The organism is Burkholderia sp. BE12, from assembly GCF_002959955.1.
In the GTDB taxonomy this organism is placed as follows: domain Bacteria; phylum Pseudomonadota; class Gammaproteobacteria; order Burkholderiales; family Burkholderiaceae; genus Burkholderia.
The window spans coordinates 63,189-80,892 of record NZ_PREY01000004.1; the positions used below are offsets into that span (position 1 = coordinate 63,189).

Annotated in this window: 6 protein-coding genes and 1 pseudogene; 3 read left to right on the forward strand and 4 right to left on the reverse strand. The window is 67.1% G+C overall.

Annotated features, from left to right (window positions below; translation table 11 throughout):
* Nucleotides 1–19: 19 nt before the first annotated feature.
* The 3 genes from C4B30_RS05665 to C4B30_RS05675 all read left to right on the forward strand — a co-directional run bounded on the left by C4B30_RS05665 (nt 20) and on the right by C4B30_RS05675 (nt 7,573).
* A complete protein-coding gene (locus tag C4B30_RS05665) occupies nt 20–3,013 on the forward strand; it encodes a hybrid sensor histidine kinase/response regulator (RefSeq protein ID WP_105131985.1) in 2,994 nt (997 codons plus the stop codon).
* A 188-nt stretch (nt 3,014–3,201) separates the two neighbouring features.
* The gene (locus C4B30_RS05670) at nt 3,202–6,678 is read left to right on the forward strand and encodes an ESPR-type extended signal peptide-containing protein (protein WP_105131986.1); all 3,477 of its coding nucleotides are present in this window, start codon (nt 3,202–3,204) and stop codon (nt 6,676–6,678) included.
* A 208-nt stretch (nt 6,679–6,886) separates the two neighbouring features.
* On the forward strand, nt 6,887–7,573 hold the full coding sequence (locus tag C4B30_RS05675) for a response regulator (protein ID WP_105132145.1): 687 nt from the start codon (nt 6,887–6,889) through the stop codon (nt 7,571–7,573).
* An 82-nt stretch (nt 7,574–7,655) separates the two neighbouring features.
* On the opposite strand, the gene C4B30_RS05680 is transcribed toward C4B30_RS05675, so the two are convergent.
* The 4 genes and pseudogenes from C4B30_RS05680 to C4B30_RS35800 form a co-directional block, all read right to left on the reverse strand.
* Complete coding sequence (locus C4B30_RS05680) at nt 7,656–8,375, reverse strand: response regulator transcription factor (RefSeq protein ID WP_027782084.1); 720 nt, start codon at nt 8,373–8,375, stop codon at nt 7,656–7,658.
* Between the two features lie 341 nt (nt 8,376–8,716).
* The gene (locus tag C4B30_RS05690) at nt 8,717–9,433 is read right to left on the reverse strand and encodes an OmpA family protein (protein WP_105131987.1); all 717 of its coding nucleotides are present in this window, start codon (nt 9,431–9,433) and stop codon (nt 8,717–8,719) included.
* A 110-nt stretch (nt 9,434–9,543) separates the two neighbouring features.
* Nucleotides 9,544–15,879, reverse strand: a complete 6,336-nt coding sequence (locus C4B30_RS05695; RefSeq protein WP_234015403.1) for a YadA-like family protein — start codon at nt 15,877–15,879, stop codon at nt 9,544–9,546.
* 27 nt (nt 15,880–15,906) lie between these two features.
* Nucleotides 15,907–17,523: pseudogene (locus tag C4B30_RS35800) on the reverse strand (ESPR-type extended signal peptide-containing protein); the annotation flags it as partial.
* Nucleotides 17,524–17,704 lie beyond the last annotated feature (181 nt).

The following is a 17,704-nucleotide window of genomic DNA, read 5'->3' on the forward strand; positions in this document are numbered from 1 at the left end:
CCGACCGCACCGTGCCACGATGGATCATCGCGCCGAATCCGACCGCACCTGCACTACCCCCGACCCCGCCCCTCGCCGTTCGGCCCGCGCGCTGATCGGGCGCCATCAGCGCACGCTGCTTTACGCGGGCGGCATCGCGGTCACCCTTGCGGCGCTCGTCGCGAGCGGCCTGCTGCTGTATGCGCTGGCCAAGGATTACGTGCAGGAGCGTTACACGGAATTCGCGGTGCGGCAGTTTCTCGTCCAGTTCGAGTTCAGGCTGCGCGCGACCGGCATGGACACGCTCGTCACGCATGAGGAAGCCGTCTGGAACACGCGCGTGACCGACCCTGCGCTCGTGTCGCGACTGACCGACGAGCACGGCCGGATCGTGCTGCAAGCGAGCCCGCGCTTCCCGCCGGTGCTCGCACTCGCCGACTTGTCGCCGGCACAACCGGCGGCGGCGTATGCCCGAGATCTCGCAATGGCCAGCGACATGAGCTATCGCGTCGGCGCGTACGTCGCGAACCATGAAATCGCCGGCTATGCATACCGCCCCGATCGCCGCTTCGTGCTGATCATCCCGCAGCCGACGCCCGCCGATCCGCTCGCCGCCACCGGCGCCGCCGATGTCGCCGCGCTGCTCGCGAAGGTCGCGACGGATGCCGGCCCGGTGCCCGCCGGGCGCTACGTGTGGCGCGCGCCCGCGTACGATCCCGTGCAGCGGCGCGACGTGTTCCGGCTCGTGGGCACCGCATACGAAGCCGGTACCGCGCGCGCGGTGTTCATCTCGACGCTGCCCGTCGACGTGCTGCGCCAGCGTCTTGCCAGCAACGATCACCGCGACGCGGCGATCATCGCCAGCGCGACGGGCGGCACGGTGCTGCGCGCCGGTACGGCCGCCGACGGCGAGGACGCCCCCGCAACGATCACGCAACTCACGGCCGATGCGCGCGCGGTGCAGACCGCGGCGTCTCGCACCGCCTACCACGCAGGCTCGTTCACGCTAAGCCAGCGCATCCCCGATACGGACTGGACACTGGTGCAATCCTTCTCGCTGCGCTCGCTGTTCGCGGCACTCGGCGAGCGCATCGGCTGGTACGTGGCGATCATGACCGCCGCCATCGGCTTCGCGTGGTTCATGCTCGTGCGGTTCGATCGGCGCGTGCTGAAACCCGAAGCGGCACGCACGCGGCGCATCGTCGAAAGCGAAAACCTGAACCGGACGATCGTCGAAGCCGCGCCCGCCGGCATCGCGCTGCTGGCGCTCGCCGATGGCGCCGTGCTGCTGCAGAACGACACGATGCGCGCATACGAGGCGCGCGTGAGCACCGAGCCGCCGCTCGCCACACGCCTCTACGCGTGCTTCGACCGGTCGCCCGACGCGAACGCATGGCAACCCGATCATCACGTGAGCCTGCCGACCGCCGACGGCGAAACGGTCGATCTGCTCGTCACGCTGGTGCGCACGCGCTACCAGGACGCCGACGTCCTGCTCTGCAACTTCTCCGACATCACGTCGCAAAAGGCCGTCGAGCGCAATCTCGCCGACGCGCGCCGCGCGGCCGACGCGGCCAACGAAGCGAAATCGGCGTTCCTCGCGACGATGAGCCACGAGATCCGCACGCCGCTGAACGCGATCCTCGGCAATCTCGAACTGATCGGCCGCGAGCCGCTCACGGCAACGCAAGACGAGCGCCTGCATATCGTCGAAGGCGCATCGTCGACGCTGCTCGATCTGATCAACGACATCCTCGATCTGTCGAAGATCGAAGCCGGCCAGATGACGATCGAGGCGATTCCGTTCGACCTCGCGGAAACGGTCCGACAGACCGGCGCGATGTTCGAGCCGCTTGCCACCGCGAAGGGGCTGCAGTACGACGTCGTCGTCGACGATGCGCTCGCCGCGCGCTACATCGGCGACCCGACCCGCATCCGTCAGATCGCCGCGAACCTCGTCGCCAACGCGATCAAGTTCACGCGCGACGGCGACGTGACGCTCGAGGTCTATCTGCGCGACGACACCGACCCGGCATCGCCCGTCGTGATCGGCGTGAGCGATACGGGCATCGGGATGACCGAAGCCCAGCGCGCGACGCTGTTCCGGCCGTTCACGCAGGCCGACACGTCGATCTCGCGCCACTACGGCGGCACGGGGCTCGGGCTCGCGCTGACGAAGCGGCTCACGCTGATGATGGAAGGCGCGATCGACGTGAAGAGCGAGCCGGGCCTCGGCAGCACGTTCGTCGTGACGCTGCCGCTGCGCGCGGCGACCGACGCGGAGATCGCGCGCCACGACGTGGCGGACAACGACGCGGCGCTACCAGCGCTCGCCGCCCGCGTGCTGGTGGTCGACGATCATCCGGTGAACCGCAAGCTCCAGCAAGGGCAGCTCGTCACGCTCGGCTACACGGCCGACGCGGCCGAGGACGGCGCCGCCGCGTTGCGCCGCTGCGCGGACGCGCGCTACGACCTCGTGATGACCGACCTCAACATGCCGGGCATGGACGGCTATACGCTCGCTCGCGTGCTGCGCGCGCAGTATCCGGAGTTGCCCGTGGTCGCGATCACCGCGCATGCGAGTGCCGCCGAGCATGCACGCTGCGCGGAGGCCGGGATCGTCGCGGTGCTCGTGAAGCCGGTGCTGCTCGATACGATGGACCGCACCGTGCGCCGCTTCGCGCAGGCGGCGCCGGTCAGCCCATCCGCAAAGCGGCCCGCGCTGGCCGATCTCGCGACGGGCCCGTTGCCGCCCGACGTGCATGCGCTGCTCACCGAGAGCCTTGAACGATCCGTTGCGACGATCCGCACGGCGAACGCGCAGAACGACGTGGCCACGCTGCGCGACGAACTGCATACGTTGCGCGGTGCGTTCGCGACGATTCACGAGCATGCGGTGGCCGATGCGGTGCGCGACATGCAGGACGCCGTGCACGCCGGCGCGACCGCATCGCTCGATGCGCTGCTCGCGCAGACGGAAAACCTCGCACGCGAAGCGCTCGCACGGCGCGCGGCGCAGACTTCTTCGAACTGAACATACTGCGTACGCAGCGCCTGCCCTACCTGCTTCTCATCTCTGCGCTGACGCGCTCCGGCATGCTTCGGGCTTGTAGGACTGGGCCTACGAATTTGGCCCTCTGAATCAGCTTCGGACGACTGATTCAGACAAGGCCGATCCCTACCATTCATTCGTTACCCAAACGAACTGAAAGGAGTAGGGCAATGAACAAGACATATCGCAACATCTGGAACGCCGCGACGGGCACGTGGACGGCGGTCGCCGAAACGGCGAAGTCGCATTCGAAGGGCTCGGCGCGCGCGGCGCGTCAAGCAGTGGTCGCGCTCGCACTGGGCAGCGCGGGTATCGGCGGTGCGTTCGCGGCCGATGCGTGCACGACGGCTGATGGCGAAAACGGCGCGCTCGATGCGGGCGGCGTGTGCAAGGTCTCCAGCGCAGGCACAACGGGTAAGACCATCTCGGGCGGCATCGGAACCATGGCGACCAGTGACGAACTCACCAATTTCCTGAAATTTGGCGCAGGCGGCGGATCCGCCGCGGAGGCAACTGGCGGCTCGTCGATGGCATTGGGTGGCAATACGCGTGCAGAGGGTGGCTATTCCGTTGCGATCGGCGGTGCGACGACGATTGATGCGAACGGCGGCCGCGGCGCTTATGCGAAAGGGAGCAACTCGGTTTCCATCGGGGTGGTGAGTGAAGCCCGGGCGGATAACTCGGTAGCTTTGGGCGCCAGTACTCTCGCAGATCGGGCGAATACAGTGTCGGTAGGTGCGGCAAACAATCGCGACGGGCGGAGTTTTACCCGCCAGATCGTCAACATGGCCGCAGGTACGGAAACCAACGATGCGGTCAACGTGAGCCAACTGACCCCTGTCGTAGCTGCACTCGGCGGCAACGCGTCGATCGATAAGGTGACGGGCGTTGTCACGGGTCCGACGTACAACCTCGCGAACGGCGGCCAGCAAACGACCGTGGCCGGCGCGTTCAACGGTCTCGACAAAGCACTGACGACCGCCAACGGCAACATCACGCAGAACACGGCCGACATCACGACCATCAACAACAAGCTGGCTACCGCGGTCACCGATGACTACATCAAGATTCAGTCCACGGCAGCCGGTGCCTCGACATCGGCGCTCAATGCCATCGCGATTGGTTCCGCTACGTCGGCCTCGGGCGCCGGCGACGTCGCTCTCGGCGTCAATGCGAACGCAGCCGGCGGCGGCATCAGCGCAACAGCGCTTGGCGCCAATGCGAGTGCGACGGGTAGTGGCGTCGTAGCTATCGGCGGCAATGCCCGTGCCACCGGCGCGGGATCGGTCACCATGGGCCTCAACGCAAACGCCGGCGAAGCCGGATCCATTGCGATCGGTCAAAGGGCCGTCGTCAATACGGGAGCAACCAATTCGATCGCGTTCGGTAACGGCGCAACCATTGGTGCCAACGTAACGAACAGCGTTGCACTCGGGGCAAACTCGACCACGACACGTAACGATGCGGTCGCAGTGGGTTCGACCACCGGTGCTCGGCAGATCGTCAACATGGCAGCCGGCACGCAAGCTACCGACGCCGTGAACGTGTCGCAGCTCACCCCCGTCGTGGAAGCACTCGGCGGCGGCGCATTGATCAATTCGACGACGGGTGCCGTCACGGGCCCGACGTACAACCTCGCGAACGGCGGCACGCAAACGACCGTGGGCGACGCGCTCGAGGGTCTCGACCAGGCACTGACGACCGCAAACGGCAACATCGCGAAGAACACGAGCGACATCTCGGACATCAACGATCAGTTGGGTGACCTGTCGAGCGGCAAGCTCGGCCTCGTCCAGCAATCGGCGCCGGGCGCGGACATCACGGTCGGCGCGAACACCGACGGCGCGGCCGTCGACTTCGCCGGCACGGCGGGCGCACGCAAGCTCACCGGCGTGGCGGCAGGCGACGTCTCGGCCACCAGCGCGGATGCCGTGAACGGTTCGCAACTGCATGGCGTGTCGGGAAGCGTGGCATCGGCCATCGGCGCCGGCTCGACGGTGAACCCGGATGGCTCGATCTCGGCACCGAGCTTCACGGTCGGCGACGGCAATGGCGGCTCGAAAGTCGTCCACAACGTCGGCGACGTGGTGGAAAACCTCGACGGCCGCGTGACGACCAACGAAGGCGACATCAAGCAACTCGCGGACCAGATCGGTAACGGCACGGTCGGCCTCGTCCAGCAGGATGCGACGACGCGCGACATCACGGTCGCGAGGAACACCGACGGCGCAGCAGTCGACTTCACCGGCACGGCAGGCGCACGCAAGCTGACCGGCGTGGCGGCGGGCGACGTCTCGGCTACCAGCGCGGACGCCGTGAACGGCTCGCAACTGCATGGCGTGTCGGGAAGCGTGGCATCGGCCATCGGCGCCGGCTCGACGGTGAACCCGGACGGGTCGATCTCGGCACCGAGCTTCACGGTCGGCGACGGCAACGGCGGCTCGAAAGTCGTCCACAACGTCGGCGACGTGGTGGATAACCTCGACGGCCGCGTGACGACCAACGAAGGCTCGATCACGACCATCAACCAACAGCTCGCATCGGGCCAGATCGGTCTCGTTCAGCAAGACCAGACGACGGGCGCGATCACGGTTGCCGCGAACACGGGCGGCACGTCGGTGAGCTTCGCCGGCATCGGCGACTCGCCGCGCACGCTGACCGGCGTCGCGAACGGCGTGAAAGACGACGATGCCGTGACGATCGCGCAGTTGAAGGCAACGGGCCTGATCGACTACACGGGCAAGGAACTCGGTGCCGTGGTGTACGACGGTATCGATCTCGACCACGTGACGTTCGGTGGCTCGGGTGGTACTCGGCTGCACAACGTCGCACCGGGCCTGATCGCGTCGGGCAGCATGGACGCGGTGAACGGCGGCCAGCTTTACGCGCTGCAACAGGACTTCGCGAACCAGTTCGCCGGTCTGGGCGACCGCGTGTCCAACCTGGAAGCAGGGGGTGGTTCCGGCGGCCCCGGTAACGGCTCGGGCAACGGCATGGGCCCCGGCACGGGCACGGGTGGCGACGGCTCGCTCGTGGTCGGCAACGGCTCGGACGCGTCGGGCGAAAACAGCTCGGCGGTCGGTCAGGGCGCGGTCGCCTCGGGTGACAACGGGTCGGCGTTCGGCCAGGGTTCGGTCGCATCGGGCTCGGGTAGCTCGGCCATCGGCCAAGGTTCCGTCGCGTCGGGCGAAAACAGCACGGCGATCGGGCAGGGTTCGAGCGCGACTGCCGGTAACTCGGTGGCACTCGGCCAGGGTTCGGTGGCGGATCGCGAAGGCACCGTGTCGGTTGGTTCGGCGGATCAGCAACGCCAGATCACCAACGTCGCGGAAGGTACCGCGCAGACCGATGCCGTGAACGTGGGGCAGCTCGAACGGCGCATCGGCGACACGAACCGCATGATCAACGACGTCGCGAAGAACGCATACGCCGGTGTCGCCGCGGCGATGGCAATGCCGAACATGACGCCGTCGCAGCCGGGCAAGACCGTCGTCGCGGCCGGTGCCGCGAACTACAAGAGCGGCTCGGCCGTGGCAGCCGGCGCGACCTACCGGTCCCGCAACGGCAAGTGGCTGGTGAACGGCGCGGTGTCCGTCACGTCGACGGGCGACGCGGGGGTTCGCACCCAGGTCGGCTACGAGTTCTGACCCGCGGCTCCGCCTCCGGGCGGAGCATCGCAGCGAAAGCGGGGGGAGCGATCTCCCCGCTTTTTCGCCCGACGGCCAGTGGTGGTTTCCATCGAGCCGCCACTGGCCGTCGGTACGGCGACACATGCCCTTGCCGGCTTACCGGCCGCCAACGGGCATGCGCGCCACTCCTTTTCCTATCTGAAACGGCGTGACAACCGACAACCCCATCATGAAAAGCTTCCCCATCCGCGTATTGATCGCCGACGATCATCCGGCCGTCGTGATCGGCGCGAAGTACGAGCTCTCGACGACGAACACCATCGCGGTCGTCGCGACCGCGCATGATTCGACGGCCTTGATGGACGCGCTCGCGAACCATCCGTGCGACGTGCTCGTATCCGACTATGCGATGCCCGGCACCGAATACGGCGACGGCTTCACGCTGTTCGGCGCGATCCTGAAGCGTCATCCGAACCTGAAGATCGTCGTGATGACGATGCTGGAAAACGCGGTCGCGCTGCGCGCGCTCGTCGATCTCGGCATCCATTGCCTCGTCAGCAAATCCGACATGACGAGCCATCTGACGATGGCGATTCACGCCGCCTATACGAGCGGCCGCTATCTGTCGCCGTCGATGGACAAGATCCTGCGCCAGATCGGCGCGCCGGACGGCAAGGCGCCCGCGCTGTCGGTACGGGAAGCCGAGGTCGTGCGGCTGTTCGCGTCGGGCCTGAGCGTCAACGAGATCGCCGACAAGCTGAGCCGCAGCAAGAAAACCATCAGTACCCAGAAAAGCTCGGCCATGCAGAAGCTCGGCCTCGAGCGTGATGTGGACGTGGTGCGCTATGCAATTTCGTGCGGGCTGGTCGCCGATCCGGGTTCGGCGGCTCTGCCGCCCGACGACACGCACTGACCCCTTCCTCGCCGGCGCGCCGTTGCAGCGCGCCGCATCGCGCCCCGCTCGCCATCCATCGACGGGCGGAGCGCCTCCTCATTCAGGCGTCGTCCGCCTGATTCCCATCCGTATCTTCCGTGCCCTTGCCTTCGCTGCCCGACGCGGCCACGATCCCGTGCTCGATCGCGTAGCGCAGCAGGTCGATGTCCTTGTCGACGCCGAGCTTCTGCATCGCCCGCGCCTTCTGCGTGCTGATGGTTTTCTTGCTGCGGCTCAACTTCTCGGCGATTTCGTTGACGGTCATGCCCGACGCGTACATCCGGACGACTTCGATCTCGCGGCTGCTCAGCGCCGGCGCCTGATCGACGAAGCGTGAGCTCGAATGCGTGGACAGCGTCAGCACGACCTTCTCAACGGACGGCGAATAATAGGTGCCGCCCGTCGCAGCCGCGTGAATCGCCGGAATTAGGTGATCGATCGTGTCGGATTTGCTGACGATGCACGCGATGCCGAGGCGCAGCAACGCGCCAACGACGGCCGCGTTGTCGAGCATGGTCAGCACGACCAGCTTGACGGCCGGGTAGCGGCGCTGGAGATAAGAGAACAGCGCGATGCCGTCGCCGTGGGTGCTATCGGGCATCGCGTAATCGGATACGACGACGTCGCATGCGCCGGCATCGAGCAGCTTGACCAGCTCGGTCGAGTTGACGGCCTTGCCGGTGAGCTGGATCGTCGGCACTGCCGACAGCCCGTGCTCGACGCCGACGAGCATCGCCGGGTGATCGTCGGCCAGCACCACGCGTATCTGATAGCTTCCCATAATCGTCCGAGTGACCGCCTCATGCGTGGGCATGGGGGTCGTTGTTTGCCTGCGCGTTCGCCGTGGCACCGGCGCATGGCCGCAGATCGTAGATGGGCGCTATATTCGCACGAAATGCGGGTGCATTCCACGAATGGGCCGGGCGGCCGGCGCCGCCGCAAAAAGACAGCCCGCCGGCTCTGGATGAGCCGGCGGGCTGAGGGAACATCGACGAACGGGAAAGCGGCCGCGCCGCGCGGCATTGCACCGCGTTCGATCAGGCCGACCGTCCGCCGCGTACCCCATCCGTGGCAGGGCGGCGGCGGTGTGGTGGCTGACGCCCGCGAACGGGCGCCCCCGCCTTACTGCGCGTCGATACGCACTTCCACGCGGCGGTTCTGCGCGCGGCCTTCCGCGGTCGCGTTGGACGCCACCGGGCTTGCCGCGCCCAGGCCTTCCGATGCGAACGACCGGGCCTGCAGGCCGTTCTCGCGCAGGTAGACCATCGCCGAACGCGCACGCGCCTTCGACAGCGTCAGGTTGTGCGATGCGCTACCCGTCGAATCGGTGAAGCCCGTGACGGATACCTGGCGGAATTCGACGCCGCGATTGACGTCGATGAAGCGATCGAGTTCGCCGCGCGCCTGCGACGTCAGCGCGGCGCTGTCGGTCGCGAAGTTCGCATCGCCTTGCAGCAGCACGCGGCGCTGCGGCACCGGTTGCGGCGCGGGCTGGGGTTGCGGCTGCGGTTGCGGCGCGGCCTGGACGACCGGCTGCGGCTTGCCGCACATGAACGTGATCTCGCGCGGATCCTTCATCGGCGCGCGGCTGTACACGCGGTCGATCATCTGCAGCGGCGTGAAGCCCTGCCCCTGGCAGAACGCTTCGGCCGCGCGGGCGCAGGCGTTCGCGCTGCCGAGCAGCCCATCGCAGCTCACGCGGAACACGTTGTCCGGCTTGCCCGGCGTCGCCACGCTGCGGATGTCGTAGGTCATGCCCGATTGGGTCGTGCAGGCGCCGAGCGCCATCGCGATCGCGCCGATCGACGCGGTGCGCACCAACAGTGAAGTCATTTTCATGATGAGAAACGTCCGCCCGGAGGCGGACGCCTGATTTGAATGGGAATAAATGGAATGCGGAAAGCGGTGCCGCGCGGGCGGAGCGGCGCGAACCGCTCCGCCCTGCGCGATTACCACTGGTACGCAGCGCCCACGCCGACCGTGTTGCCGCCGCTCGACAGACCCACGCCGGCCTTCATCTTCAGGTTCTGCGTGATGCGGGCTTCGCCGCCGAACGCCACGGCCTGATAGCCCTTGTAGGTCGCGCCGCCGACGCCGAACGACAGCGTCTTGCCCGGATCGACACCCGGGATCATCGTCAGCGCGGTGGCTGCGGCGATACCCGAATACGCGTTCTTCGACACGTCGTTGATCTGGCCTTGCAGACCGCCGACCGCGCGGTCGAGCTGGCCCTTCGTCGCCGCGTCGGACGCATTGAAGCCGTCCTTCACGTTCGACAGCGTGCGCTCGTTGCCGAGCGAGCCGATCGACACGGTGTCGTTGTCCGACGCCACCGAGCCTGCGCCCAGCGCCACCGAATTCGAACCCGTCGCGCTCGCGCCCTGGCCGATTGCAACCGCGCCTTCGGCGCCGCTCTTCGAACCCGAGCCGATCGCCACGCCGTTGTCCTTCGTCGCGTTCGCACCCGAACCGATGACCGTGGCGTTGTTCGCGCCCGTGCCGATCGTCGCGCCCGAACCGGCCGCCGTGTTGCCCGTGCCGTTGCCGGCGTTGGCTGCGGTCGAGCTCGCGTCGCCGGTACCGGCGAAGTACGGGTTGTCGCCCGAACCGCCGCCGCCACCGTTGCCCGGGGGCAATTGCTCGAGGGCACCGACGCGACCGTCGAGGCTATCGAATCGGTCGGTCAACTGGCCGAAGTTCACTGCGTCGCTCCGGTTCACACCGTCAGCCACGTTGGTCAGCACCACCGGCGCCGCGGCCGTCCCGCCCAGCGTCACCGAACCGTAGTTCGGCGTGCCGTCGGCGTTCAGGTCGTAACGCACCGCCAGCGAATCGGTCGCGCCGTACGCGGCCGCAGCCTGGATCGCCTGCTCGACGGTCTTGTACTGCTGGCCATTCACCTGGAACGCCGAGTTGGCCAGCTTGCCGTCCGCGTCGACCGTCGTGCCGCCGCCGAGCGTCGTCGCGACGCTGTCCGCGACACCGTACAACTGCGAACCGTTCACTGCGTCCTTACTCGCCGCGCTCACCGCGCCCGCAGCCACGCCGGTCAGCACGCGGTCGCCCGCCGTGCCCGTGAAGTCCACGGTCGTACCGTCCGTGTCCTTCGCGACCGTGATGTCGCGCGTCGTCGCATCCTGCTGAACGAGGCCGATCGAGCCATCCGACAGGCTGTCGGAGATGTTCGTGATCGCATCGCCAACGTTGTTGAACGTCTGCTTGTTGACCACATACGTCGGGCTCGTCACGTTGCCGTTCGCGTCGACGGTCGAACCGCCGCCCAGCGAAGCCGCCACGCTCTGCGACACGCCATGCAACTGCGCGCCGTTCACCGCTTCCGTGCTGGTGGCGTTCACCGCGCCCGCCTTCACGTTCGAGATCGTCGTGCCGGCCGCGCCCTTCAGCGCGATCTCGTCGAAGTTCGCCGTACCGTTGGCGTTCTTGCCGTACGTCACCGCAAGCGACGTGAGGCCCGAACCCGGGTTGGTCGGATCGACCGGTGCGACGAGGCCCGCGTTCTGCAACTGGCTCACGTTCACCGCGTCGTGCGCGTCCACGCCATCCGCGACGTTCTTCAGCGTCACCGGGCCGGTCGACTTGCCACCACCCAGCGTCACCGAGTTGTAGTCCGTCGCGCCGTTCTTGTTGTCGTACGTCACCGCAGCGAAGGACTGACCCGTCACCGGATCAACCAGGCCCGAATCGGCCAGTTGGTTCTGGATCACCGTGATGTTGTTCGTATTGGTCACGACTCGGCCATCGAGGTTACCCAGTGCCGCGCCCACGTCGTGGTAATCGGCCTTCTGCGATACATCCGTCGGATCGGCCAGCGAGTATGTCGGCGCCGTCACGTTGCCGTTCGCATCGACGGTCGAACCGCCGCCCAGCGAAGCCGCCACGCTCTGCGACACGCCATGCAACTGCGCGCCGTTCACCGCGTCCTTGCTCGTCGCGCTGACATCGCCCGCCGCCACGTTCGTGATCGTCGTGCCCGTCGCCGGATCTCCGCTCAGCGTGATCAAGCCCTTCGTCGCGTCGTCGTAAGCGACGGCGAGCGGGTTGCCCGGGCCGCCCGGGTTTTGGGCGACGTAATCCTTCAGTTGATCGACGTTCACCGCATCGGTGCCCGCCGTACCCGCCGCCACGTTGGTGATCTGACGTTCACTGCCCACGGTGCCGACCGACACCGAGTTGACGCGATTCGCCTGCGAATTCGCACCCAGCGCGACCGAATTACCGGCGCTCGCCAGCGCGTTATAGCCCATCGCGGTCGCGTTGTTGCCCGTCGCCCCCGCGTTCGTGCCGATCGCCAGACCCTGGCTAGCCGCGTTTGCACCGTTACCGATCGCAACGGCGCTCGCGCCGGTGGCGCTAGCCAGCGAACCGATCGCCGTCGCGAAATTGGCACCCGCCGTGGTCACCGCGCCGGAGCCGATCGCCACGCTCGAGCTGCCGTTCGCAATCGCACCGCCACCGATCGCCGTGGCATTGCCGTTCAGCGCCTGCGCATCGCTACCGAGCGCCGTGGCTTGCGTGCCGGTCGCTTGCGCGGCCGCACCCACCGCGACACCGCCGATGCCGCTCGAAGTTGCACCCGTGCCCGCGGCAAGACCGCCCAGCCCGGCCGCCGTCGTCGGCACATCGCTGCCGTCGCCGGCGCCGTCCGCCACGAAGTAGTCGCTGGCCGCCGCCGTCTGCGGCATCGCATCCAGCGTCGACTTGATCTCCGCCACCTGATCGTTCACCTGATTAAGCGTCGCGGTCGAGCTGCTGGTGAGCTTCGCGTCCAGCGTGCGCAGGTTGACCGCATCGGTCCCGCTCTGCGCGTCGCCGACGTTGACGATCCGGCGCTCGGCGCCCGCCTGGCCCACCGACACCACACCAACCTGATTCGCGACCGAGTTCGCGCCCAGTGCCACCGAGTTCATGCTCGACGCACTTGCACCCGTACCCAGCGCGAGCGACGACGTCCCACTCGCCGACGCGTTCGCACCCAGCGCGACCGAATTGCCCGACACGGCATTCGCCTTCGCGCCGATGGCCACCGCACGGCTGCCCGTTGCCGACGCGTCGTCCGTGCCGTCGTTCAGGCCGTTCGCCTTGAAGTAGCGCGTCGCCGTCGTGATCTGATCGCCAGTCGACGCTTGCAGCGCATCCAGTTGCGACACGTTCACCGCGTCGTTGGCGTCCGTGCCGTTGGCCACGTTCTTGATCTGCGTGCCCGTCGCCGGATCACCGCCCAGCGTGATCGTGCCCTTCGACGTGTCGTCGTACGCCACCGCCAGCGACGTCAGGTCGCCCGTGCCCGGATCCGTGCCCACCAGGCCCGCATCCTTCAACTGCTGCACGTTCACCGCATCGGTGCCGTTCACGCCCGCCGCCACGTTCGTCAGCGTGCGCTGGTTACCGTTCGCATCCGCGAAGTTCACGCTCGTCCCGCCCGTGTCCTTGCCGACCGTCAGCTCAGCATTCGCGTTCGCCTGTTGCACCAAGCCTGCCTTGCCATCCAGCAGGTTCGTGATGTTCGTCGTGTTGCCCGTCACGCGACCGTCCAGGTTCGTCAGCGCATCGCCAACGTTGTGGTAGTCGGTCCGGCCGTCGCCGCTCGCATCCGCGAGATCGTACGTCGGCGCCGAGATCGTGCCGTCCGGGTTCACGGTGGACCTGCCACCCAGGTTGTCCGCCACGCTCTTCGACACGCCGAACAGCTGCGAGCCGTTGACCGCGTCCTTGCTCGTCGCCGACAGGCTGCCATCTGCCACGTTCGACAGCTTCGTGCCGTTCGCGCCACCCTTCAGCGCAACCTCGTCGAAGTTCGCCGAACCGTCCGCGTTCGTGCCGTACGTCACCGCCAGCGAGGCCAGGCCTGCGCCCGGGTTGGTCGGATCGATCGGCGCAACCAGGCCGGCGTCCTGCAACTGGCCAAGGTTCACCGCGTCACGACGATCCACACCATCGGCCACGTTCTTGATCTGCGTGCCCGTCGCCGGATCACCGCCCAGCGTGATCATGCCCTTCGACGTGTCGTCGTACGCCACCGCCAGCGACGTCAGGTCGCCCGTGCCCGGATCCGTGCCCACCAGGCCCACATCCTTCAACTGCTGGACGTTCACCGCGTCGGTGCCGTTCACGCCCGCCGCCACGTTCGTCAGCGTGCGCTGGTTGCCGTTCGCATCCGCGAAGTTCACGCTCGTCCCGCCCGTGTCCTTGCCGACCGTCAGCTCCGCACTCGCGTTCGCCTGTTGCACCAGGCCTGCCTTGCCATCCAGCAGGTTCGTGATGTTCGTCGTGTTGCCCGTCACGCGACCGTCCAGGTTCGTCAGCGCATCGCCAACGTTGTGGTAGTCGGTCCGGCCGTCGCCGCTCGCATCCGCGAGATCGTACGTCGGCGCCGAGATCGTGCCGTCCGGGTTCACGGTGGACCTGCCACCCAGGTTGTCCGCCACGCTCTTCGACACGCCGAACAGCTGCGAGCCGTTGACCGCGTCCTTGCTCGTCGCGCTGACTTCGCCTGCCGCCACGTTCGTGATCGTCGTGCCCGTCGCCGGATCGCCGCCCAACGTGATCAAGCCCTTCGACGTGTCGTCGTACGCCACCGCCAGCGACGTCAGGTCGCCCGTGCCCGGATCCGTGCCCACCAGACCGACATCTTTCAACTGCTTCACGTTCACCGCATCGGTGTCCGCCGTACCCGCCGCCACGTTCGTGATCTGACGTTCACCGCCTGCGGTACCCACCGATACCGAGTTGACGCGATCCGCCTGCGAACCGACGCCCAGTGCGACCGAGTTGTCGGCGGTCGACTTCGCGTTAAAGCCCATCGCCACCGAATTGGCACCCGTGGCCCCCGAGTTCGTGCCGATCGCCAGACTCTGGCGGGCTGCCGTTGCGCCATTACCAATCGCGACAGCGCTTCCGCCTGCCGCGTTAGCCAGCGAACCGATCGCCGTCGCGAAATTGGCACCCGCCGCGGTCACCGCGCCGGAGCCGATCGCCACGCTCGAGCTGCCGTTCGCCGTCGCGCCGCCGCCGATGGCCGTGGCGCTACCGCTCAGCGCCTGAGCATCGCTGCCGAGCGCCGTGGCTTGCGTGCCGGTCGCTTTCGCCGCCCCACCCACTGCGACACCACCGATGCCGCTCACGCTTGCGCCCGCGCCCGCGGCAAGACCGCCGTCCCCGGCCGTTACGGTCGGCACATCGCTGCCGTCGCCAGCCCCGTCCGCCACGAAGTAGTCGCTGGCCGCCGCCGTCTGCGGCATCGCATCCAGCGTCGACTTGATCTTGGCCACCTGGGCATCGACCTGATTCAGCGTCGCGGTCGAACCGGCGCCGATCTTCTCCTCCAGCGTGCGCAGGTTCACCGCATCGGTTTCGTCTCGTGCGTCGCCGACGTTGACGATCCGGCGCTCAGCGCCTGCCTGGCCCACCGACACCACGCCGATCTGGTTCGCGATCGAGTTCGCGCCCAGCGCCACCGAGTTCATGGCCGATGCGCTTGCACCCGCGCCCAGCGCGAGCGAGGCTGTCCCGCTCGACAATGCGTTCGCGCCCAGCGCGACCGAATTGCCCGATACCGCATTCGCGTTCGCACCAATGGCCACTGCCCGCGTGCCCGTTGCCGACGCGTCGTCCGTGCCGTCGTTCAGGCCGTTCGCCTTGAAGTAGCGCGTGGCCGTCGTGATCTGATCGCCCGTCGACGCTTGCAGCGCGTCCAGTTGCGAAACGTTCACCGCGTCGTTGGCGTCCGTGCCGTTGGCCACGTTCTTGATCTGCGTGCCCGTTGCCGGATCGCCGCCCAGCGTGATCGTGCCCTTCGCCGCGTTGTCGTACGTCACCGCCAGCGACGTCAAGTTACCCGAACCGTCGTCACCCACCAGGCCGGTGGTCTTCAACTGGCCGACGTTCACCGCGTCCGCGTCGCCAACACCTGCCGCCACGTTGACGATCCGACGCTCGGCGCCCGTACCGCCGACCGACACGACATTGCTATCGACCGCGACCGAGCCATTACCCAGCGCAACCGAGTTATTGCCGATCGCGACCGCATTCGCGCCGAGCGCCATGGTGTTCGACGCGGATTTCGCGTTGAAACCGAGCGACGTGCCGTTGGCTGCTGCCGACGACTGCGCGCCGATCGCGATCGAGTTCGTGCTCTGGGCTTTCGCGTCGTGACCGAGCGCCACGGCATCCTGCGAGGCAGCTGCGGTATCGCCGATCGCAACGCCACCGTTCATCCCGACCTTCGCATTGCTGCCGATCGCAACCGCGCCGGTGCCAGACGCCACGGCATTATCGCTGCCGTTATTCGCACCGTTCGCCTTGAAGTACGGTGTATCACCTGCGCTCACCCCTGCAATCGCAGACTTCAACTGACCTAGGTTCACAGCGTCGGTGTTCAGTGTGCCGTCGGCCAGATTGATGATCCTTCGCTGGCCGCCCGCTGCGGTAGTACCGACCGAAACGACGTTCGCGGCATCCGCTATCGAGTTACGGCCGAGCGCCACACTGTTGGTGCCCAATGCGGTTACCGAGGCGCCATAGCCCACGGCAGTCCCGTTATCGGCCAACGCCGATGAGCGGCTGCCGACGGCAAGAACCTGGGAGCCGGTCGCGTTGGCATTGGAACCCAGCGCAGTGGCACCGCCGCCATTGGCAACCGATGACGTGCCGAAGGCCGCCGCGGTCGCCTGGCCTGCGACGGCGTCTGCCGAGGCGTTGGTACCGATGGCTACCGAGCTATGAGCAGCGTTAGCAGTCTGGCCGATTGCGATGCCGCCGCCGTTAGACCCGTTCGCACCGCTAGCAGTCGCGGCTGCCCCGCCACCAATTGCGATCGATCCGGTGTTGGTGGCCACCGCAGCAGCACCTGCGCTTCCCGCGTTGACCACGATATAGGGGTTGTCCGCTGCCGCAATTGCGGCGGTCAACTGGTTGACGTTGACAGCATCCGTGCTCGCCGTACCGGCGGCCACGTTGGTGATCTGGCGCTGCACAGCGGCAGACCCAACCGATACCGAGTCGCGTCGATCGGTCGTGGATTCGGCACCGAGTGCAACCGAGTTCGCAGTAGTGGCGCTCGCGTTTCGACCAAGTGCAGTGGAAGCACTGCCGCCTGCCGCAGCACCGGCTCCGACGGCAACAGCGTAGGTATTCGTACTTGCACCAGTCCCGATTGCCGTCGCAAAATCACTGCGCCCGGCATTCGTATTGGCGCCAACGGCGACGCTATACACACCTGCCGCGGTTGCATTCGCGCCGGCCGCCAGCGATCCGCCGCTCGCCATCGCCGCATTGGCTGGAACGCCTGCCGCCCCAGCGTTGGCCACGAAGTACGGATCCCCCCCCGCCGCCGCCACCGCCGCATTCAACTGATTGAGGTTGACCGCATCCGTGCCTGCGACACCCGCGGCCAGATTGTTGATGCGGTGGCTCGTCATGTTGACGTTGTTGTCGAAATCCGCCGGGCCGGTGATGTGCACGCCGGAACCGCCGAGCAGCACGAGATGGCCGTCCGCGCTCCCCATGATGCCGGCTTCGGTTGCCGCAGACGGCACGCCGTTGCCGCTACCAGCCGGCGTGGTGTTGTTATAGAGCATGAACGACGGACGGTGATTCTGCGTCAACTTGTTGTTTCCGCCAGCACACGCCTGAGTGAACGCCGTGCCCACGCCGGTGCCGGATCCATAGGCCATCCCGTTTACGCCCCCCGTCGGGCCGCAAAGAGCCAACCCGCCCGCGCCGTTCGCAGCGGATTGCGCGTCCGCTTCGAACGAAACCGCCGTACCGCCGACACCCGCAATCATCGCCACCGCGGCCGTCACCGCCGAGCGCACGGTCGACGTCGATTTCGCATGCGCGCGTGCCGTTTCCGGAGCTGCCATCCAGGTGCCCGTCGTCGCGTTCCAGACGGAACGATATGTTTTGTTCACGTTACTTCCCCTGCGTATAAAAAGATGGGAGGACGAAATTCCAGTTACATGCAGGAGGGTAATTTTTTAACTTCGCTTCGATAATCGGACGATGGGACGCCCTACCACATATCTTCTAGGACTGGTCCGACCATGACCTTGCTTGACAATCACAGGGATATTTAAGCCGGTTGGGTTCGCT